The sequence below is a fragment of the Lacisediminihabitans sp. genome (genome assembly GCF_043726815.1).
GTDB lineage: Bacteria > Actinomycetota > Actinomycetes > Actinomycetales > Microbacteriaceae > Lacisediminihabitans.
The window spans coordinates 26,992-46,620 of sequence record NZ_JAYSJZ010000040.1; the positions used below are offsets into that span (position 1 = coordinate 26,992).

General features: G+C 67.8%; 16 protein-coding genes. 4 read left to right on the forward strand and 12 right to left on the reverse strand.

The window, feature by feature from the left end:
• Positions 1-21 precede the first annotated feature (21 nt).
• From ACHZD8_RS04225 to ACHZD8_RS04245, 5 genes are all read right to left on the reverse strand, one after another.
• On the reverse strand, positions 22-1,776 hold the full coding sequence (locus ACHZD8_RS04225; protein WP_394768904.1) for a peptidoglycan D,D-transpeptidase FtsI family protein: 1,755 nt from the start codon (positions 1,774-1,776) through the stop codon (positions 22-24).
• A 31-nt stretch (positions 1,777-1,807) separates the two neighbouring features.
• Positions 1,808-2,452, reverse strand: a complete 645-nt coding sequence (locus ACHZD8_RS04230) for a hypothetical protein (protein ID WP_394768905.1) — start codon at positions 2,450-2,452, stop codon at positions 1,808-1,810.
• Positions 2,449-3,402 (reverse strand): 16S rRNA (cytosine(1402)-N(4))-methyltransferase RsmH, encoded by a 954-nt coding sequence (rsmH, locus tag ACHZD8_RS04235; protein ID WP_394768906.1) that lies wholly within the window; start codon positions 3,400-3,402, stop codon positions 2,449-2,451. Before rsmH ends, ACHZD8_RS04230 begins: the two co-directional genes overlap by 4 nt.
• A 105-nt stretch (positions 3,403-3,507) precedes the next feature.
• Positions 3,508-3,939 carry a division/cell wall cluster transcriptional repressor MraZ gene (mraZ, locus tag ACHZD8_RS04240; RefSeq protein WP_331899676.1) on the reverse strand — a complete coding sequence of 144 codons (432 nt, stop codon included), beginning with the start codon at positions 3,937-3,939 and terminating at the stop codon, positions 3,508-3,510.
• A 252-nt stretch (positions 3,940-4,191) separates the two neighbouring features.
• Entirely contained in the window at positions 4,192-4,557 is a 366-nt protein-coding gene (locus ACHZD8_RS04245) for a DUF3040 domain-containing protein (protein WP_394768908.1), read from the reverse strand.
• 77 nt (positions 4,558-4,634) lie between these two features.
• Here ACHZD8_RS04245 and ACHZD8_RS04250 point away from each other — a divergent pair, with 77 nt between their 5' ends.
• Positions 4,635-5,756, forward strand: coding sequence for a polyprenyl synthetase family protein (locus ACHZD8_RS04250; protein WP_394768909.1), 1,122 nt, complete (start codon positions 4,635-4,637; stop codon positions 5,754-5,756).
• A gap of 62 nt (positions 5,757-5,818) precedes the next feature.
• Here the strand turns inward: ACHZD8_RS04250 and ACHZD8_RS04255 are convergent, their stop codons facing one another.
• On the reverse strand, positions 5,819-6,160 hold the full coding sequence (locus ACHZD8_RS04255) for an Rv2175c family DNA-binding protein (RefSeq protein ID WP_147783354.1): 342 nt from the start codon (positions 6,158-6,160) through the stop codon (positions 5,819-5,821).
• Positions 6,161-6,329: 169 nt separating this feature from the next.
• Between ACHZD8_RS04255 and ACHZD8_RS04260 the strand changes: the two genes are divergently transcribed.
• Both ACHZD8_RS04260 and pknB read left to right on the forward strand, forming a co-directional pair.
• Positions 6,330-7,610, forward strand: a complete 1,281-nt coding sequence (locus tag ACHZD8_RS04260) for a LysM peptidoglycan-binding domain-containing protein (protein ID WP_394768910.1) — start codon at positions 6,330-6,332, stop codon at positions 7,608-7,610.
• A gap of 58 nt (positions 7,611-7,668) precedes the next feature.
• Positions 7,669-9,633, forward strand: coding sequence for a Stk1 family PASTA domain-containing Ser/Thr kinase (gene pknB / locus ACHZD8_RS04265; RefSeq protein ID WP_394768912.1), 1,965 nt, complete (start codon positions 7,669-7,671; stop codon positions 9,631-9,633).
• Positions 9,634-9,765: 132 nt separating this feature from the next.
• Here the strand turns inward: pknB and ACHZD8_RS04270 are convergent, their stop codons facing one another.
• From ACHZD8_RS04270 to ACHZD8_RS04280, 3 genes are all read right to left on the reverse strand, one after another.
• Positions 9,766-11,094 (reverse strand): class II 3-deoxy-7-phosphoheptulonate synthase, encoded by a 1,329-nt coding sequence (locus ACHZD8_RS04270; protein ID WP_394768919.1) that lies wholly within the window; start codon positions 11,092-11,094, stop codon positions 9,766-9,768.
• A 111-nt stretch (positions 11,095-11,205) separates the two neighbouring features.
• Positions 11,206-11,895 (reverse strand): lysophospholipid acyltransferase family protein, encoded by a 690-nt coding sequence (locus ACHZD8_RS04275; RefSeq protein WP_394768913.1) that lies wholly within the window; start codon positions 11,893-11,895, stop codon positions 11,206-11,208.
• Positions 11,896-11,973: 78 nt separating this feature from the next.
• The gene (locus ACHZD8_RS04280; RefSeq protein ID WP_394768914.1) at positions 11,974-12,924 is read right to left on the reverse strand and encodes an ROK family glucokinase; all 951 of its coding nucleotides are present in this window, start codon (positions 12,922-12,924) and stop codon (positions 11,974-11,976) included.
• Positions 12,925-13,105: 181 nt separating this feature from the next.
• Between ACHZD8_RS04280 and ACHZD8_RS04285 the strand changes: the two genes are divergently transcribed.
• The gene (locus tag ACHZD8_RS04285; protein ID WP_394768915.1) at positions 13,106-14,926 is read left to right on the forward strand and encodes an AMP-dependent synthetase/ligase; all 1,821 of its coding nucleotides are present in this window, start codon (positions 13,106-13,108) and stop codon (positions 14,924-14,926) included.
• Here the strand turns inward: ACHZD8_RS04285 and ACHZD8_RS04290 are convergent.
• The 3 genes from ACHZD8_RS04290 to ACHZD8_RS04300 all read right to left on the reverse strand — a co-directional run.
• Positions 14,923-15,411, reverse strand: coding sequence for a peptide deformylase (locus tag ACHZD8_RS04290; protein ID WP_394768916.1), 489 nt, complete (start codon positions 15,409-15,411; stop codon positions 14,923-14,925). The genes ACHZD8_RS04285 and ACHZD8_RS04290 overlap by 4 nt on opposite strands.
• Positions 15,412-15,560: 149 nt before the next feature.
• Entirely contained in the window at positions 15,561-16,877 is a 1,317-nt protein-coding gene (locus ACHZD8_RS04295; protein ID WP_394768917.1) for an AAA family ATPase, read from the reverse strand.
• 99 nt (positions 16,878-16,976) lie between these two features.
• Positions 16,977-19,629, reverse strand: a 2,653-nt coding sequence (locus tag ACHZD8_RS04300) for a pyruvate carboxylase (protein WP_394768918.1), incomplete at its 5' end; no start/stop codon positions are given.

The window sequence follows — 19,629 nt, forward strand, 5'->3', positions numbered from 1 at the left end:
CCCTTACTGAATCGTGTCGCGTCACCAGGTTGTGGCTGGACTGGTGGATGGTGTCGTCGACGGGGGCACCCGGTACTTCGTGAGTACCTCGCTCATAATCTTGTGGAACGTCGGCGCCGCCGCGGCGGAACTCTTCATGATATCCGGCTTCGTAAAAGTGACGATCACTGAGTACTGAGGGTCCTCCGCCGGCGCGATACCCGCGACCGAGACCACGCGATCGCCCGTGTACCGGCCGTTCACGGCGACCTCGGCCGTGCCACTCTTGGCCGCGACGCGATAACCGGGGATCTTGAGGTTCTTGGAGAGCTCGCCGCCCATCACCACGCTCTCGAGCATGTTGACCACCGTCTTGGCCGCCTGCTCCGAGACGACCCGCACCCCGGTGGTGGACGGCAGGTCGGTCGTGGTCCCGTCGGCCTGCTGACAGCCCTCCACCAGGGTGAGCGGCAGTCGAACGCCCCCGTTGCCGAGCGTCTGGTAGATGCCGGCCATCTGCACGGCGGTCGCCGACACGCCCTGGCCGTACATCACGTTGTACTTGGTCTGGTCGTCCCACTTCTTGGAGAGGATGCCGGCCGACTGCTCCCCGCCCAGGTTGATGGCGGTCTTCTCGCCGAGCCCGAACTTGCGCATGTAGTCGTAGCGGATCGACGGGGCGAGCCGGGAGCCGATCATCGAGATTCCGACGTTGGACGACTGCTGCAGCACGCCGGTGAGCGTGAGCTGCTCGGTGGGGTGCCCGGTCGCGTCGCGGATGAAGCCGCCCTCCGGAGTGGTCCAGCGCGCGGGCACCGTCGCCTGGGTGAGCGGGGTGGCGGTGCCGGAGTCGATGAGCATGGCCGCCGTCATGGCCTTGAACGTGGATCCTGGCTCGTATGGCGTGCTGAACGACAGGGCACCGAGGTTGGCCACCGGAGTGCCGTTGACGTCGTTGGGGTCCACGGCGGGCCAGTCGACGAGGGCCATGAGGTGGCCGTCCTTGATGCGCGTCACGCTCACCGTGGCCGACTTCGCGCCGATGGCCATGGCCTGCTCGGCCACCGCCTGGGCGGAGAACCACTGGAGGTCGCTATCGATCGTGGTCTTGAGCGTGCCGCCGGGCTTGGCCGCCTTGGTCGTGATGGAGCTGCCGGGAATCTGCACACCGTCGGCGCCCTGCTCGTAGGTGAGGCTCCCGTCGGTGCTCCTCAGGCACTTGTCGTCTGCCGCCTCGAGTCCGGCCTGCGGGCCGTCCGTGCCGACGAAACCGACGAGGTTGCCAGCCACCGACCCGTTGGGGTATGTGCGCTTGGAATGGGTCTCGAACCCCACCCAGGGGATCTTGAGGGCGCGCACCTCGCGGAGTGCCGCGGTGTCGAGTCCCTTGGACACGACGGAGTAGTTGGAGTTCGGGTCCTTGGTGAGGGCCTGGAACACCTCGGCCGGGTCCTGTTTCGTGACGGAGGCGATCTCGTTCGCGGCATCCATCACGGTGATCGTGGTCTTGACCTTGTTCTTGTCGACTCGGGAGAACGAGTCGACGTTTCGCGGCGCGACGATGATCCAGTAACGGTTGACACTCGTCGCCAGGATCACCCCGTTGGCGTCGACGATGTCGCCTCGCGGCGCGTAACTCGTGACCGCGATCGCCCGCTTGCTGAGCGAGTCCTTGTTGAGTTCGTCGGCTCGCACGACCTGGATGTCGACGAGGCGAACCGTGAAGACGGCCACCACGGCGAAGCAGACGACGATCGCCATCACGAGGCGCCGACGGCTGCTGCGCAGGGGGTTCACGGGCGGTCCTTTCGAGAAGCCGGAGCGCGGGTCAGTGGGTGTTGGGCGCCGGGAGAGCTCCCGGTTGCGACGCTACCGAACCACCGGTTCCCGCGGTGGCAGGCGCGCCAGCGGTCGATCCCGTCGTGCCTGCGGCCGTGGTGCCCGTCGCGGCCGCGCCGGTCGCTCCTGGCGCGGCAGCCTGGCTGGCGAGCATCTCCGGGGTGAGCAGCACATTCGGGATGATGGCCGCGCCGTTCGCGCCGACCGTGCTCGCGGCATCGGCGGCCGTCGGTGCGGCGAGCACCGCGCCGTCGGAGAGCCTGAGCCAGCCGTACCCGCTGGTGTTGAGCACCATGCCGAGCTGTTCCGCGCGGCCGGCGAGGTTCTGCGGCGACTCGAGCACGCGGAGGTTCTCGCTCAATGCCTGCTGGTCGCGCGACAGCTCCTTGTGGGTGGCCTGCAGCGCCGAGATGTCGTACGAGCCCTGCGAGAGCACGATGCTCAGCAGGAGCTGGGCGATGAGGATGACGAAGAGGCCGGTGACGGCGACAAGGGCGTAGACCACGCGAGGGCGCGCCCGGCGCTGGCTTCGGGTGGTGACGATCTCGATGTGGCGCGGGTGGTCCTCGACCTCGCGAGGTGTCCGGGCCGGCATCGACAGCTCTGGCTGTGCCAGGGCGAGGTTCATGGTCATGCTGCCCTCCGCAGTCTTTCTGCCGCGCGAAGTCGCACGGGCGTGGCTCTGGGGTTTTCCGCCTTTTCGGCGTCGGATGCGAGCTCGGCTCCACGGACGAGCAGCGCGAACTCCGGTCGGTGCTCCGGCAGCTCGATCGGAAGGCCGGCCGGGGCCTTCGAGGCTGCCGCGGCGGCGAGGGCACGCTTCACGATGCGGTCTTCGAGAGACTGGTAGGCGAGCACGACGATTCGTCCGCCGACCTCGAGCGAGTCGAGAGCGGCCGGAATCGCCCTGGCCAGCACGGCGAGCTCCTGGTTGACCTCGATGCGCAGGGCCTGGAACACGCGCTTGGCCGGATGACCGTTGCGCTGCACTGCCACCGGGGTGGCCGCGGTGATGAGTTCCACAAGCTGGGCGGAGCGCACGAGAGGCTCCGTGGCCCGCCTCTCCACGATCCGCTGCGCGTAGCGTGGAGCGAGCCGCTCCTCGCCGTACTCCCAGAAGATGCGGCGAAGTTCGGTCTCGCTGTACTCGGCGAGGATCTTCTCGGCCGTGAGCTCCGAGGTGGCGTCCATGCGCATGTCGAGCGGTGCATCCTTCGAGTAGGAGAATCCGCGCTCCACCCGGTCGAGCTGGAGTGACGAGACGCCGAGGTCGAAGAGGATGCCGGACACCTCGTCGATGCCGAGCCCCTCGAGGGCCTCGGTGAAGCGGTCGTAGACGGTGTGCACGAGGTGGACGCGGTCGCCGAAGGGCGCGAGGCGCTCCGCGGCGATGGCGAGCGCATCGGTGTCCCGGTCGAGGCCCACGAGCACGAGCTCCGGGAAGCGCCGCAGGAACGCCTCGGCGTGCCCGGCCATGCCGAGGGTGGCGTCCACGAGCACCGCTCCGGGCTTGGCGAGCGCCGGAGCGAGAAGCTCGATCGTGCGTTCGAGCATCACCGGAGTGTGGATTTGGTTGTCGACCATGATGACCGGTGTTCCGGCCCCTGGCCCCTGATCCCCATCCGGTCCGACCTGCCACCGGGGAAGTGTGGCAGGGCGTGAGATCGGCTGGGAGTCACGGGCAAGGCGCTAGAAGAGTCCGGGGATCACCTCCTCCGTGGTGTCGGCGAACGCGCTTTCCTGTTCGGCGTAATAGGTCTCCCAGGCGGCGGTGTCCCAGATCTCGGCGCGGTTGCCTGCGCCGATGACGGTGAGGTCGCGGCCGAGGCCGGCGTACGCGCGCAGTGCGGCGGGAATGGTGACGCGGTGCTGGCCGTCTGGCACCTCCGCGTTGGCTCCGGAGAGAAAGAGGCGTAGGTAGTCGCGCGCCTGCTTGCTCGTGACCGGCGCCTGACGGATGCGGTCGTGCAGTTCCTCGAACTCGCGAGTGCTGAACACGTACAGGCAGCGTTCCTGGCCACGGGTGATCACGATGCCGGACTCGAGTTCCGACCAGAACTTGGCCGGAAGGATGATGCGGCCCTTGTCGTCGAGCTTGGGGGTGTGCGTGCCAAGAAACATCGGCGGCTCCCCCTCCTTCTCCGGCCTGGATTCAGGTAATCTCCACTTTACTCCACTTCCCACCACAAAACAACGAAATGGACCCGCGCGCCCCTCGAACTGGGGCATTTTGCCCCGGAATCACAGGGTTTTTACAGGTGGAGGAAGGTGGAGGAGATTTCCCCGAATTTGGGCAAGAAAAAAGGCCGACCTTTCGGTCGACCTCTTGACTGCTCCTAATGCGCCAGGCGCACCAGCTCAGAGAGACTCGGGTTACTCGTGGCGGTCGTCCTGTCGCTTCTCCCAGCGGTCGTTCATGCGATCCATGAAGCCCACCTTCCTGGGCTTCGGCGCAGCCGGTGCCTCGGGCAGCGTGAGCCGCTTCGGCGACGAGACGGACATCAGCACTCCCACGAACATCACGACGAAGCCGGCTACCCCGATGAGCGGCTGTCGCAGCATCACGCCGGTGACGATCACCCCGACTCCGAGGAGCCCGACGAGGATTCCGACGACGATCGCACGGTAGGAGGGCCGCCCGTGGCGACTCCCCACGGTGGCGACGAAGTCAGCATCGTTGTGATAGAGGCTTCGCTCCATCTCTTCCAGGAGACGTTGTTCCTGTTCCGACAACGGCATGGTGACTCCTTTCGGGCTCGAGACCGACCAATGGTAACTCTCAATTGTATGCTCCCGAGCAAAGCTAGGCTAGGACCGTGGCTGAGAGTACGCGGTTAGTTGACCTAGTTCAGGCTGATATCGATGCCTTTCTCGACGGCAGGGAACCACTCCTGTCCTCGATCGGCCCCGACCTGTTCCCCTTTATTGATTTCTCGCGCGATCTTCTCCGCGGCGGAAAGAGATTTCGAGCATTGTTTTGCTACTGGGGCTGGCAGTCGGTGAGTGGTCACTCCACGGGCTTCGACCCGGCCCAGGACGGCAAGGAGCGCGGCGCCCTCGCCGCCGTCGTGAAGGCCGCGAGTGCGCTCGAGATCTTCCACGCCGCCGCCCTCGTGCACGACGACATCATGGACAGCTCGGACACGCGGCGGGGCATGCCCGCGGCGCACAAACGATTCGAGTCCCTGCACACCGAGGGCGGCTGGAACGGAAGCCCGCGCACCTTCGGCCAGTCCGCCGCCCTTCTTCTCGGTGACCTTCTGCTCGGGTGGAGCGACGAGCTCTTCGACTCCGGTCTGCGGGAACTGCCAGACCTCGCCGCGCGCGAGGCGGCCCGGCTCGAATTCAACCGCATGCGGACCGAGGTGACCGTGGGCCAGTACCTCGACATCCTCGAGGAACGGTCCTGGCGTTCGTACCCCGAGCCGGAGCTGCTGGCCCGCGCACACCGCGTGATCGTCTACAAGTCCGCCAAGTACAGCATCGAGGCCCCGCTCGCCATCGGCGCGGCCCTCGCCGGCGGCAGCATCGCCCAGGTGTCCGCCCTGCGGGAGTTCGGACTCCCCCTCGGCGTCGCCTATCAGCTTCGGGATGACCTGCTCGGCGTGTTCGGCGATCCGCAGACCACGGGCAAGCCGGCCGGCGACGATCTGCGCGAGGGAAAACGCACGGTGCTGATCGCCCTCGCGCGCAACAACCTGGAGCCCAATGCCACCCGCGTGCTCGACGAACTGCTCGGCGACCCCGAACTCAGCGCCCAGCAGGTCTCCATGCTGCAGGCCTCGATTCGCGACTGTGGGGCCGTGGACCAGGTGGAGCGGATCATCGAGCACAACGTGGGCATCGCCATCGAGGCCATTGAGAACGCGCCGGTGAGCGCCGCCGCGCGCGAGCAACTGGTGCAGCTCGCAGACACCGTGAGCAAGCGTTCGGCCTGAGGCGAACCGTTCGACGCCGTCAGGTACGGGCGCCGAGGTCGTGAGCCGGAAGTCGAGCGGCCCTAGAACCCGAGAGCTTGGGCGACCCGGCGAACCTCTGCCTTACGTCCCGCGCGCAACGCGTCGACCGGCGGGATGCCGATGCTCTCCTCCGAGGTGAGCAGCCAGTTCATGGCTTCCTCGTCGCTGAAGCCGCTGTCGTGCAGCACCAGGAGGGTGCCTCGGAGTTCCGGAAGCGGCTCCCCGTCGCGGATGAACGACTCGGGGACCTTCCACACCCCATCGACCTTCGCGGCGAGCAGGCTGCGATCCTCGATGAGCCTCCGTACCTTACTCACGCCGATGCCGAGCAGTTCAACGAGGTCGGGGATGGTCAGCCAGCGAGTTTCTGGAGCAATGGTCACGAGGCAATGCTGCCAGAACTGGCCGCCAGCGCAAACTCAGCGTATGTTTCCGACAGGTTACGCGAAACCCCAACAGCCACGGTAATTGACACTGAGTATCTTCTGTGTCAGCGTTGTTCGATTGAGTAACGACCTTCTCGGGGCCGGGGAGATGGACGGGGAACCAGACATGACAAGCACATTCGACCAGGGCGCGAGACACGCCGCGCCCAAAGATCGCAGTCGCCTGAGCAGGAACCTGATGTCGACGCTGCCGATCGTGCTCGCCGGATCGATGGCCATGAGCATGACTCTCACCGGTCCGATCGACACTGCGGACGCCAAACCGCCCGCCAAGCCGCGTTCCAGCCCGTCCGAGCTGGGAAAGACCATCCGCGAGGCGTTCGCCGCAGCCACCCGCGCCGCCGCCAACCCGACTCCGATCACCGTGTCCGAGGCGCAGACGAGCACCGCGGCGGCTCCGGCCACCTACAAGGTCGCCGCCGGCGACAGCGTCAGCAGCATCGCCGGTCGCTTCGGCCTGGCCACGGCATCCGTGCTCGCCCTCAATGGCCTCGGCTGGAAGTCGGTGATCTTCCCGGGCCAGGTGCTCAAGCTCACCAGCGGTGGGCCGGTTCCTGTTGCGGCGCCCGTGGTCGGGTCACCCACCTCCCGCTACACGATCGCCAAGGGTGACACGATCAGCCACATCGCCGCCCGCTTCGGAGTGAGCGTTCAGAATCTCCTCAGCGCGAACGGTCTCGGCTGGGCGAGCATCATCTACCCCGGGCAGACCCTCGCGATTCCCGGCGCGTCGACCGCCGCGGTCTCGTCCACCCCGATCGTGGCGGCACCGGCCCCCGCGAAGCCGACGGTCGCACCCGGCGCGTACGTGATCGCCACCGGCGACACGATCGCGGGCATCGCGTCCCGCTTCGGCGTGACGACCGGGGCGCTGCTGGCGGCCAACGGACTCTCCTGGTCGAGCATCATCTACACGGGACGCAGCCTCGTGATCCCGGCCAAGCCGATCGTGCCCGCCGCGTCGGTGACGCCGTCGATCGTGCTCACCGCGGAGATGGCCACGAACGCGAAGACCATCATCCGCGTCGGTCGCTCGCTCGGCGTGCCCGACTACGGTCTCGTGGTCGCCCTCGCGGCCGCGGCTCAGGAATCCGGCCTCCGCAACCTGAACTACGGCGATCGCGACTCGCTCGGCCTGTTCCAGCAGCGCCCGAGCACCGGCTGGGGATCGCCGGCCCAGATCCTCGACCCGTCGTACGCCGCCAGACTCTTCTTCGGCGGCCCGAAGAACCCGAACGCTGCGAACACGCGCGGGCTGCTCGACATCCCGGGATGGAAGTCGAAGACCGTCACCCAGGCCGCGCAGTCCGTGCAGCTCTCCGCCTTCCCCGACGCGTACGCGAAGTGGGAGACCGGGGCTCGCGCGTGGCTCAAAGACCTCGGCTAAACCCGGCTTCACGGTGTTTTGGCAGGCCTTCGGGCCCGGCCAACTTTAGACTCGTGCGGTGAGCACCAACAGCACCGATCCCCTCATCGGCCGTCTTATCGACGGCCGGTACCAGGTGCGCTCACGCATCGCCCGCGGCGGCATGGCCACGGTCTACCTGGCCACCGACCTGCGCCTCGAGCGCCGGGTGGCGATCAAGGTGATGCACGGCCACCTCGCGGACGACTCGCAATACAAGGCCAGGTTCATCCAGGAGGCCCGCTCGGCCGCGCGACTCGCGCATCCGAATGTCGTGAACGTCTACGACCAGGGACAGGACGGCGAGACCGCCTACCTGGTGATGGAGTACCTGCCGGGCATCACCCTGCGCGACCTGCTTCAGGAGCACAAGGTGCTCACGACGGTGCAGGCCATGGACATCATGGAGGCGATCCTCGCCGGCCTCGCCGCGGCGCACAAGAACGGCATCGTCCACCGCGACCTCAAGCCCGAGAACGTGCTTCTGGCGGATGACGGGCGCATCAAGATCGGTGACTTCGGGCTCGCGCGCGCCGCCTCGGCCAACACGGCCACCGGCAACGCGCTGCTCGGCACCATCGCCTACCTCTCCCCCGAGCTCGTGACCCGCGGGGTGGCGGACACGCGAAGCGACATCTACGCCGTGGGCATCATGCTCTACGAGATGCTTGCCGGCGAGCAGCCGTTCAAGGGCGAGCAGGCATTCCAGATCGCGCACCAGCACGCGAACGACACCGTGCCGATGCCGAGCGCCAAGAACCCCCGTGTGCCGGCGGAGCTCGACGAGCTCGTGCTCTGGGCGACCGCGCGCGATCCGGACCAGCGTCCGCGCGACGCGAAGACCATGCTCGACCAGTTGCACGAGACGGAGGCGGCGCTGCGCCACGACGATTCGTCGACCGCGGCGACCGCCGTGCAGCGCACCGTGGTGATGCCGTCAGCCGTCGCCTCGTCCTCCTCCACCGCCGAGACCCAGATCTTCGCCGCGAAGGCCAGGCACCGCACGGGCCCGATCCTCACCGAGTCGGCGGCGACCCTCTCGAACAAGGCGGAGCGGCGCCGGTCCAAGGGCTTCTGGCTCTTCGGCCTGGTGATTCTTCTCGCGGCCCTCGCCGGCGGCACCGGCTGGTACTTCGGCGCCGGGCCCGGCGCGCGCGTCGGCATCCCGGATCTGGCAGGACAGACGCCGACCGACGCGACAGCCCAGCTCGTGAAGCTCGGTCTCACGGTCGACCCGACCGTCGTGCCCACCGACTCCCCCACCGTGGCGAAGGATGCGGTGGTCAACACCGATCCGCCGAGCGGCACCCTCATCGTGCGCGACACGGTCGTGAAGCTCCTCGTCTCCACCGGCCCGAAGCTGCTCGACCTCCCCGACCTGCGGGGCCTGCCGGAGCAGCAGGCGATCGACAGGATCAAGACCCTCGACTTCACCTACGACGGCACGAAGTCCGCCCAGCAGTTCGATGGCAAGGCGCCGCTCGGCACGGTGATCGCGGCGCTCGGCGCGGATGGCACAGATCTCTCGACTGTCAAGCAGTACGGCCAGCAGCAGAAGATCTCGCTCGTGATCTCCGCCGGACCGCTGCCCGCCGTCGCCGGGCTGAGCTTCGACGAGGCGTCGAAGCTCCTGCAGGCCTCCGGCCTCACCGCCACCAAGGGCGTTGATGCGTTCAGCGCCGACGTGCCGAAGGATGACGTGATCGGCATCGAGATGCCCAAGGACTCCGCGGGCAAGGACAAGCCGATCCGCCCGAACGACACGGTTCGGTTGACGATGTCGCGGGGGCCGGAGCAGGTGATCGTGCCGGATGTCGTCAACATGACCTGGGACAAGGCCAGGGACGCACTCACCGCCGCCGGACTGGTCGGCACCTCGGGAACCCAGGCGAATCTGACGCCTTCCGCCTGCACGGTGAAGAAGACTTCGCCAGGAGCGGGCACGAGCGTCGACAAGGGCTCGACCGTGAAGGCCACGGCCTTCTGCGGGATCTTCTCCGGCTAGCTCCGTTCCCTCGCGGAGGGAGTCGGAGCGCGCCAGGGCGGGGAAACCACGTCGCGGCGGGAGGCGTAACCCCCGCCGCCGAACGGTATCCCCCGCCGCGAGCAACACGCGGGGTGACCGGAACGAGCGGCCTCAGCGCGCGCCGAGCTCCTCGGCCACGAGGAACGCCAGCTCGAGCGACTGCATGTGATTGAGCCGGGGGTCGCAGAGCGACTCGTAGCGCGTGGCGAGGTCGGTCTCATCGATCTGCTCGGAGCCGCCCAGGCACTCCGTGACGTCGTCTCCGGTGAGCTCGATGTGGATGCCGCCCGGGTAGGTCCCGGCCGCACGGTGCGACTCGAAGAAGCCCTTGACCTCGTCCACGACGTCGTCGAAACGACGCGTCTTGTAGCCGTTCGGGGTGGTGAGTCCGTTGCCGTGCATCGGGTCGGTCACCCAGAGCGGATTCGCGTCCGCCTGCTTGATGGCCTCGAGCAGCGGCGGGAGGGCATCCCGCACCTTGCCGGCGCCCATGCGGGTGATGAACGTGAGGCGTCCCGGCTCGCGGTCGGGGTCGAGCTTGTCGATCAGACGCAGCATGTCGTCGATCTTGGTCGTCGGGCCGAGCTTGACGCCGATCGGGTTGCGCAGGCGGGACATGTAGTCCACGTGCGCGCCGTCGAGGTCGCGCGTGCGCTCCCCGATCCAGAGGAAGTGGGCCGAGGTGTTGATCGGCGTGCCGTTGCGGGAATCGATGCGCGTCATCGGGCGCTCGTAGTCCATGAGCAGGCCCTCGTGGCTGGTGTAGAACTCCACGCGCTTCAGCTCGTCGAAGTCGGCGCCGGCCGCCTCCATGAACTTGATGGCCTTGTCGATGTCGTGGGCCATCTGCTCGTAACGCACGTTCGCCGGGTTGCGGGCGAAGCCCTGGTTCCAGCGGTGCACCTCGCGCAGGTCGGCGAAACCGCCCTGGGTGAAGGCGCGCACGAGATTGATGGTGGAGGCGGAGGTGTGGTAGCCCTGCACGAGCCGACGCGGGTCGGCCTCGCGCGACTCGGGGGTGAAATCGTAGCCGTTGACGATGTCGCCACGGTAGGCGGGCAGGGTCACGTCGCCCCGCGTCTCGGTGTCGCTCGAGCGCGGCTTGGCGAACTGGCCGGCCATGCGGCCCATCTTGATCACCGGCGTGGAGGCGCCGTAGGTGAGCACCACGGCCATCTGCAGCACCGTCTTCACGCGGTTGCGGATCTGGTCGGCGGTGGCCCCGGCGAAGGTCTCCGCGCAGTCCCCGCCCTGCAGCAGGAACGCATTGCCGCTGGCGGCGGCGGCGAGCCGCTCGCGAAGCACGTCCACCTCGCCGGCGAAGATGAGCGGCGGGAGGGTGGCGATCTCGTCGGAGGCGGCCTGCAGGGCCGTGGAGTCCGGCCACTGCGGCTGCTGCTTGATGGGGAGTGTGCGCCAATAGTCGAGCCCGGCGATCACGGAAGGATCGGCAATAACCACGGGATCTTCGAAACGACTAAGCACGAAAAGAATTCCTCAATGCAACGGTGCTGGCGGTGGGTGTGGGGCAACGGGGCCCGATTGGCCAGCCTACCGGCTTGCCGAGCCCTGCTTCTCCTTAACCGAAGTGGCATAGACATCCACATATTCCTGCCCGCTCAGGCGGTCGAGCTGGTACATGATCTCGTCGGTGATGGAGCGGAGGATGAAACGGTCGCCCTCCATCCCCTCGAAGCGGGAGAAGTCGAGCGGTTCGCCGATCACGATGCCGATGCGGCGCACCTTGGGCAGACGGCGTCCGATCGGCATCACCTTCTCGGTGTCGATCATCGCCACGGGCACCACGGGAACGTGACCCTCGAGAATCATCCGGGCGACTCCGGTGCGGCCGCGGTACAGCCGGCCGTCCGGGCTGCGGGTGCCCTCCGGGTAGATGCCGAGCATCTCGCCGCGCGCCAGCACGCCGAGGCCCGTCTGCAGCGACGCCTCGGACGCCTTGCCGCCGGAGCGGTCGATGGGCAGCATCCCCGCCGCGGTGAGAAAGTTGCGGATGAACCAGCCCTTGATGCCCTTGGCCGTGTAGTAGTCGCTCTTGGCGAGGAAGCTGATGCGCCGGTCGATCACGAGCGGAAGGAACACCGAGTCGATGAACGACAGGTGGTTGCTCGCCATGATCACGCCGCCGGTGCGGGGGATGTTGTCGTGGCCGGTGACCCAGGGCCGGAAGGCGGTCTTGAGAATCGGCCCTACGACCAGGTTCTTCATGAACCAGTAGAACATCGACACCACCTTTGAGAGACAAAGCTCAGCTTAGCGGTGCTCGCGAGGCTCGGAGTGTCGCACGGGCGTTCCCCGCGGTCAGGCTCGATTCGCCGCGTGCAGCCGCGCCAGGTCGGCCGCGCCGACCACGCCGGCGTCGTTCACGAGTTCGGCGATCACGAAGGCGGGCTCGGGGTGGAAGCCGCGGGCGGGCAGATGAGAGAGGTACGCCTCACGGATCGGGTCGAGCAGCAGGTCGCCGGCGACGGCGACCCCGCCGCCGAAGACGAACACCTGCGGGTCGAGAATCGCGCTCAGCGACGCGCAGGCCTGCCCGAGCCAGTGACCGAGCTCGCGAAGCGCCTGAAGCGCCCCCGGGTCGCCGGCCACGATGAGCGCCGCGACGTCCGGTCCGGTCAGCGAGCCCTTCTGCTCGCGAACCGCGGCGAGGCCGAGGCCGATTCCGCCGACATCCGCGATGCCGTTCGCCATGCGGAGCAGGGCACGGCCGGAGCCGTACTGCTCGATGCAGCCGCGGGCTCCACACCCACAGGGGAGGCCGTCCGGCACGACGCGCATGTGACCGAGTTCGGCCCCGGCGCCGAACCCGCCCCGGAACAGGCGGTCCTGGGTGACGATGGCGCCGCCCACGCCGGTGCCGATGGTGAGCATGGTCATGTCGCTCACGAGCCGGCCGGCGCCGAACCGGAACTCCGCCCAGCCGGCCGCGTTCGCGTCGTTGTCGATGGTGATGTCGAGGTCCAGGCGCTCGGTGAGTCGCTGCCGGAGCGGCTCGTGCCGCCAGCTGATGTTCGGGGTGTAGTAGACGATGGACTGCGCGGCGTCGATGAAGCCGGGTGCCGCCACCCCGGCCGCGGTCACCTCGTGCCCCTCGCGGAGCTTTTCGATCATCGCCACGACGGCGTCGACGATCGCGTTCGAGTCGCCGGCCTGCGTCGCCACACGGTCCTCGGCGATGATCTCGCCCTCCTCGCTCACGAGGGCTCCGGCGATCTTCGTTCCACCGATGTCAATTCCAATTGCGTGCACGGGCGCTTGACCTCTTCTTGGTGATACGGAGGGAACGGCATCCTGACCGGCGGCGAAAGGTCGCCCGGATGCACCACCTAGAGTTTAGGCAAGAGCAAGGCTCCCCGCCACGCACACAGGTTCGCCCGAGTGCGCCGGGTAGGCTTGAATCATTGAATTGACCGGTGCCAAGGGAGTTGCCGTGGAACAGTACGACGTACCTGCCGTAGTCGAGGCCGACCCGCAAGCGAACGCGACGGACCTGCTGATCGATCGTGTAGCCGCCACCCCGGACCTCGCGCTCTTCGCGCTTCCGACTGCCGACGGAGGGTGGACGGATGTCACGGCATCCGAATTCCTCCGCCAGGTCGTGGCGCTCGCGAAGGGGCTCGTCGCCTCCGGGATCCAGCCGGGCGACAAGATCGGGCTGATGTGCAAGACCCGCTACGAGTGGACGCTCATCGACTTCGCCACCTGGTTCGCCGGCGCCGTGCTCGTGCCGGTGTACGAGACCTCCTCCCCCGCGCAGGTGCAGTGGAACCTGTCCGACTCCGGCGCGATCGCCATGATCACCGAGACGCCCGACCACTTCGCCCGGTTCGACGAGGTGTACGCCGACCTCCCCCTGATCGACAAGGTGTGGAAGATCAACCTCGGCGACCTCGACAAGCTCGCCGCCGCGGGCGTCGCGGTGCCGGACGAGGAGATCGAGCGTCGGCGCACGATCGCGAACGCCGCGGATCTCGCCACGCTCATCTACACGGCGGGCACGACCGGCAGGCCCAAGGGTTGCATCCTCACCCACGCCAACTTCGTGGAGCTCTGCCGCAACTCGGCGAAGGCGATCCCCGAGGTCGTGAACACGCAGTCGAGCACCCTTCTGTTCATCACCACCGCGCACATCTTCGCCCGCTTCATCTCCCTGCTCTGCGTGCACGGCGGGGTGAAGGTCGGCCACCAGTCGGACACGAAGCAGCTTCTGCCCGCGATGCAGTCGTTCAAGCCCACCTTCCTCCTCGCGGTGCCGCGGGTGTTCGAGAAGGTCTACAACTCGTCGGAGCAGAAGGCGGAATCCGGCGGCAAGGGCGCGATCTTCCGCCGCGCGGCCGCCGTGGCGATCGAGCACTCGAAGGCGCTCGACGCCGGGTCCGTGCCGTTCGGCCTCAAGGTGCAGTTCGCCGTGCTCGACCGGCTCGTGCTCTCCAAGATCCGGTCGGCCATGGGCGGCAACGTCAAGTTCGCCGTCTCCGGCTCGGCCCCGCTCGGGCTTCGACTCGGACACTTCTACCGCAGCCTGGGCATCACGATCCTCGAGGGCTACGGGCTCACCGAGACGACGGCGCCCATCTCGGTGAATCTCCCCTCCAAGTTCAAGATCGGCAAGGTGGGGCCGCCACTTCCCGGTGTCTCGGTGCGGATCGCGGCGGACGGCGAGATTCAGGCCAAGGGAGTCAACGTCTTCGACGGCTACTGGAAGAATCCCACCGCCACGGCCGAGGCCTTCGACGGTGACTGGTTCAAGACCGGGGACATCGGCGAGTTCGACGAGGACGGCTACCTGTCGATCACCGGTCGCAAGAAGGAGATCATCGTCACGGCCGGCGGCAAGAACGTCGCCCCCGCCCAACTCGAGGATCCGATCCGGGCGAACCCGATCATCAGCCAAGTGGTCGTCGTGGGCGAGCAGAAGCCGTTCATCTCGGCGCTCGTCACCCTCGACGAGGAGATGCTGCCGGTGTGGCTCAACAACATCGGCGAGGACGCCACCCAGTCGATCGACGAGGCCCGGAAGAATCTCAAGGTGATCGCAGAGGTGCAGCGCGCTGTCGATGCCGCGAACGCCACCGTCTCCCGCGCGGAGTCGATCCGCAAGTTCGTGATCCTGCCGAAGGACTTCACCGAGGCGACCGGCTACCTCACGCCCAAGCTCAGCGTCAAGCGCAACGAGGTTCTCAAGGACTTCCGCGACGTGATCGAGAGCATGTACCAGGGCGCCCCAGCCACGGAGGGCATTGCGAGCTAGAACCAGGGCGCCTGGCGGATCTGGGACATCGCCTCGCGTCTGACGTCCTTCTCGAGGCCGTCGATGTAGAGCGTTCCGTTGAGATGGTCGGTCTCGTGCTGCAGCGCCTGCGCCATCACCCCGGTGCCGCTGAGTTCGATCGGCGTTCCCTGGATGTCGGTGCCCGTCACGCGCGCGAACGGGTACCGCAGCCGCTCGAAGTAGAACCCGGGGATCGACAGGCAGCCCTCGTCGACGAGTTCCGGTTCGCCGGACACCTCGACGAGAACCGGGTTGAGGATGTAGCCGATCTTGCCGTCGACGTTGTAGCTGAACGCCCGCTGGTTCACGCCGATCTGCGGGGCGGCCACGCCCGCCCGGCCCGGCACCTTCACGGTGTCGAGAAGGTCCTCGACCAGTCCGGTCACGTCATCCGACGGCCGGATCGGGTCGGACACCGTCTTCAATACCGGGTCTCCGAAGATCCTGATCTGTCGTTCCGTCATGCCGTGGTGTTCCGTTCTGTGAGCTGGGCGATCGGCGCGTGGGGCACCGCCGTGGCGGGGGCTGGGACGGCGAGCAACATCAGCACGTCGACGATGGAGCTGCCTCGCCGACGACCGCGAGGTCGAGTTGCCTCGACGGCCAGGAGTACTCAGCCACCCTGACGCGAGGGCAGGCCGTCCGTCACGAGCGCCGCGAGCTCGAGCGCCGAGGCCTTGGTGAGGGGCTTCAGGTCCTTGTAGTTGATCACCGAACCGGCGGCGAGCTGCGGGTCGTACGGGATCCGCACGATCTCGCGCACCCGCGACTTGAAGTGCGCCTCGATCTCCTCGAGCTTGACGAGATTGGTGCCCTGCGTCGCCGTGTTGAGTGCAACGATCGCGTTGCGCACGAGGTCCCCGTAGCCGTTGGCCTCGAGCCAGGTGAGGGTCTCTGAGGCGAGGCGCGCCTCATCCACGCTGCCGCCGGAGACGATCACGACCGAGTCGGCGCGCTGCAGCGTGGCGCGCATCACCGAGTGCACGATGCCGGTGCCGCAGTCGGTGAGCACGATCGAGTAGAACCGGGCGGCGAGATCGGCCACCACGTTGTAGTCGTTCTCGTCGAAGGCCTCGGAGAGCAGCGGGTCGGTGTCGGAGGCGAGGATGTCGAGCCGCGTCTCGTCCCGGGAGACCATGGTGGTGAAGTCGTTGAAGCTCGTGATCGTCGGAGCCATCGTCACGACGTCCCGCACGGTCGAACGGGTCTGCTTGTTGACCCGCTCGGAGAGGGTGCCGCGGTCGGGGTTGGCATCGATCGCGATGATGCGGTCCTCGCGCGTCTCGGCCAGGGCCATTCCCAGGAGCGCCGTGATGGTGGTCTTGCCCACGCCGCCCTTGCGGGTGAGCACCGGAATGAAGCGGGCGCCGCCCTCGAACCTCTTGTCGATGCGAGCCTCGACGGCCTTGCGGGCGATCACCTTGGGAGAGTCGCCGAGGTTCACGAAATGGAGGGTGATGGCATAGACGAAGGCGTTCCAGCCGCCCTCCGGCCGGCCGCGCAGCCGGCGCTTGCGGTCAATGAGGCGGTCCGGGGTGAGCATGGATGCCGCCTCGGGCGAGGTGGACACCTCGCCGCGCATGCGCCCGCGCCGCGTCGATGCCCGATCGTCGCCGGCGGGGAGCTCGGGAATCACCGGGGGCTCCGGCTTCTTCTCCACCACCTTCGGCGGCACGACGGTGATGGACATCGTCGACGGTTCCGCGGTCTCGATCGCTCCCGGATTCACCGGAACCTCCACGATCGCGACGGCGAGCTCGTCTTCCGGTGCGGCGTGAACCGTGGTCGGGAGGCTCACCTCGATCGTGAGACTCTCCGGCAGGCGCGATGCGATGTCCCGGGACGGGGAGTCGATGAGGTCGACGGAAGCAGCGTTGTCGGCACCGAGGTTGGCCTCGTGGTCGTCCGACTCATTGCGTTTAGTTGTCATGACAACACCACCCTTCGCTACTAGAGAACCCCTTATTTTACCCTCACGCCAGCCCCGCTCGGGGGCGCGGCCGTTCCGGCTGTGGGGGCGGGCGCCGCGTCAGCTCGTCGTGACCTCCAGCAGAAGGTCCCCGGCGTCCACCTGCTGGGTCTTCGGAACGGCGAGGCGCCGCACGATTCCGCCCACCGGAGTGGTGATCGCGGCCTCCATTTTCATGGCCTCGATCGAGGCCACGGCCTGCCCGGCCTCGACGGCGTCGCCCTCGGACACCTGCAGGGTGACGACTCCCGAGAAGGGGGCGGCGACCTGGCCCGGCCGGGCCGGATCCGCCTTCTCCGCCGCCTTGCTCTCGACGGTGATTCCCCGGTCACGCACGAAGACGGGACGCAGCTGTCCGTTGAGGATGGTCATCACGGTGCGCATGCCCTTGTCGTCGGCCTCGCCGATCGCCTCGAGCCCCACGAAGAGAGTCACGCCGCGATCGATGTGGATCGCGTGCTCCGTGCCCTGCCGCAGGCCGTAGAGGTAGTCGACCGTGTCGACGACCGACAGGTCGCCGTAGAGCTCGCGCACGTCTTCGAACTGCTTGGTGGGCCCGGGGAACAGCAGCCGGTTCAGGGTCGCCCGCCGGGAGGCGGCGTCGCCGGCGAGCCCGGCGCGGGCGGCATCGGAGATCTCCTCGACACCGATCTTCACCTTGCGCCCAGCGAGCACCTTGGTGCGGAACGGCTCCGGCCAGCCGCCGGGCAGGTCGCCGAGCTCGCCGGCCATGAAACCGATCACCGAGTCCGGGATGTCGTACTTGTCCGGGTTCTCCTCGAAGTCCTTGGGGTCGGCGTTCGCCGCGGCCAGGGAGAGCGCGAGGTCGCCGACAACCTTCGAGGACGGGGTGACCTTGGGGGGCCGGCCCAGAATCTGGTTCGCGGCGGCGTAGAGGTCCTCGATCTTCTCGAACTGGTCGGCGAGACCGAGGGCGATGGCCTGCTGGCGCAGGTTGGAGAGCTGGCCGCCCGGGATCTCGTGCCGGTAGACGCGGCCGGTCGGGCCGGGCAGGCCGGACTCGAACGGCTTGTACGCGTGACGCACCGCCTCCCAGTACGGCTCCAGGTCGGAGACCGCCTTGAGCGACAGCCCGGTGTCCCGCTCGGTGTGCGCGAGCGCCGCGATGAGCGCCGATGCCGACGGCTGGCTGGTGGTTCCCGCCATGGGCGCGCTCGCGACATCCACGGCATCCGCCCCGGCACGGCTCGCCGCGAGCAGGGTCGCGAGCTGGCCGCCCGCGGTGTCGTGGGTGTGCACGTGCACTGGCAGGTCGAAGCGCTCCCGCAGCGCCGCCACGAGCTTCTCGGCCGCCCCGGCACGCAACAGGCCGGCCATGTCCTTGATGGCCAGGATGTGCGCCCCGGCCTCGACCATCTGGTCGGCAAGTCTCAAGTAGTAGTCGAGGGTGTAGAGGGTCTCGGCCGGGTCGAGCAGGTCGCCCGTGTAGCAGAGAGCCACCTCGGCGACGGCGCTCCCGGTCGCGAGCACGGAGTCGATGGCCGGCCGCATCTGCGACACGTCGTTGAGGGCGTCGAAGATGCGGAAGATGTCGACACCGGTGGATGCCGCCTCGCGCACGAACGCGTCGGTCATCTCCGTGGGGTACGGGGTGTAGCCCACGGTGTTGCGGCCGCGCAGGAGCATCTGGATCGCGACGTTCGGCAGGGCCTCACGCAGCGAGGCGAGTCGGTCCCACGGGTCCTCGCCCAGGAAGCGCAGCGCGACGTCGTAGGTCGCTCCGCCCCAGGCCTCGACCGAGAGGAGCTCCGGCGTCATCCGCGCCACGTACGGCGCGACGGCGAGCAGGTCCTTGGTGCGCACCCTGGTGGCGAGCAGGGACTGGTGGGCGTCACGGAATGTCGTCTCGGTGACGGCAAGCGCGGTCTGGGCCCGCAGCGCGGACGCGAAGCCGACGGGTCCGAGCTCGAGCAACCGCTGCCGCGACCCGGCCGGGGCCGGCGCCGAGAGGTCGATCGACGGCAGCTTGACCGCCGGGCTGATGATTCCGGCGCCGTCTCCGTTCGGGTGGTTGACCGTGACATCCGCGCGCCAGTTGAGGATCTTCGTGCCGCGGTCCTTCGACTGGTGGGTGAGGAACAGCTCCGGGCGCTCCTCGATGAAGGCGGTGCTGAGATCCCCGGCGACGAACGACGGGTCGTCGAGCACGGCCTGCAGGAACGGGATGTTGGTGGACACCCCGCGGATGCGGAACTCGGCGAGGCCTCGCTTGGCGCGGGCGACCGCGGCCGGGAAGTCGCGGCCGCGGCAGGTCATCTTCACCAGCATCGAGTCGAAGTGGGGCGAGATCTTGTCGCCGCCATAGACGGTTCCGCCATCGAGACGGATACCCGCGCCGCCCGGCGAGCGGTAGGTCGTGATCTTGCCCGTATCCGGACGGAACCCGGCGGCCGGGTCCTCCGTCGTGATGCGGCACTGCAGCGCTGCGCCGCGCAGGTGCAGGTTCTCCTGCTGCAGGCCCAGCTCGGCGAGGGTCTCGCCCGCCGCGATCCGCATCTGCGACTGCACGAGGTCGACATCCGTGACCTCCTCGGTCACCGTGTGTTCGACCTGGATGCGCGGATTCATCTCGATAAAGAAATGCTTACCCTTGCGCTCACCGACGGTGTCGAGCAGAAACTCGACCGTTCCCGCGTTCTCGTAGTTGATCGACCGGGCGAACGCGATCGCGTCCCTGTACATCGCCTGGCGG

Bases quoted from the DNA above. Each gene is read 5' to 3' on its own strand.
- ACHZD8_RS04260 (WP_394768910.1), top strand. From the start codon at position 6,330: ATGACAAGCACATTCGACCAGGGCGCGAGACACGCCGCGCCCAAAGAT.
- ACHZD8_RS04295 (WP_394768917.1), bottom strand. From the start codon at position 16,877: ATGACAACTAAACGCAATGAGTCGGACGACCACGAGGCCAACCTCGGT.
- ACHZD8_RS04290 (WP_394768916.1), bottom strand. From the start codon at position 15,411: ATGACGGAACGACAGATCAGGATCTTCGGAGACCCGGTATTGAAGACG.
- ACHZD8_RS04245 (WP_394768908.1), bottom strand. From the start codon at position 4,557: ATGCCGTTGTCGGAACAGGAACAACGTCTCCTGGAAGAGATGGAGCGA.
- mraZ (WP_331899676.1), bottom strand. From the start codon at position 3,939: ATGTTTCTTGGCACGCACACCCCCAAGCTCGACGACAAGGGCCGCATC.
- rsmH (WP_394768906.1), bottom strand. From the start codon at position 3,402: ATGGTCGACAACCAAATCCACACTCCGGTGATGCTCGAACGCACGATC.
- ACHZD8_RS04230 (WP_394768905.1), bottom strand. From the start codon at position 2,452: ATGACCATGAACCTCGCCCTGGCACAGCCAGAGCTGTCGATGCCGGCC.
- ACHZD8_RS04275 (WP_394768913.1), bottom strand. From the start codon at position 11,895: ATGTTCTACTGGTTCATGAAGAACCTGGTCGTAGGGCCGATTCTCAAG.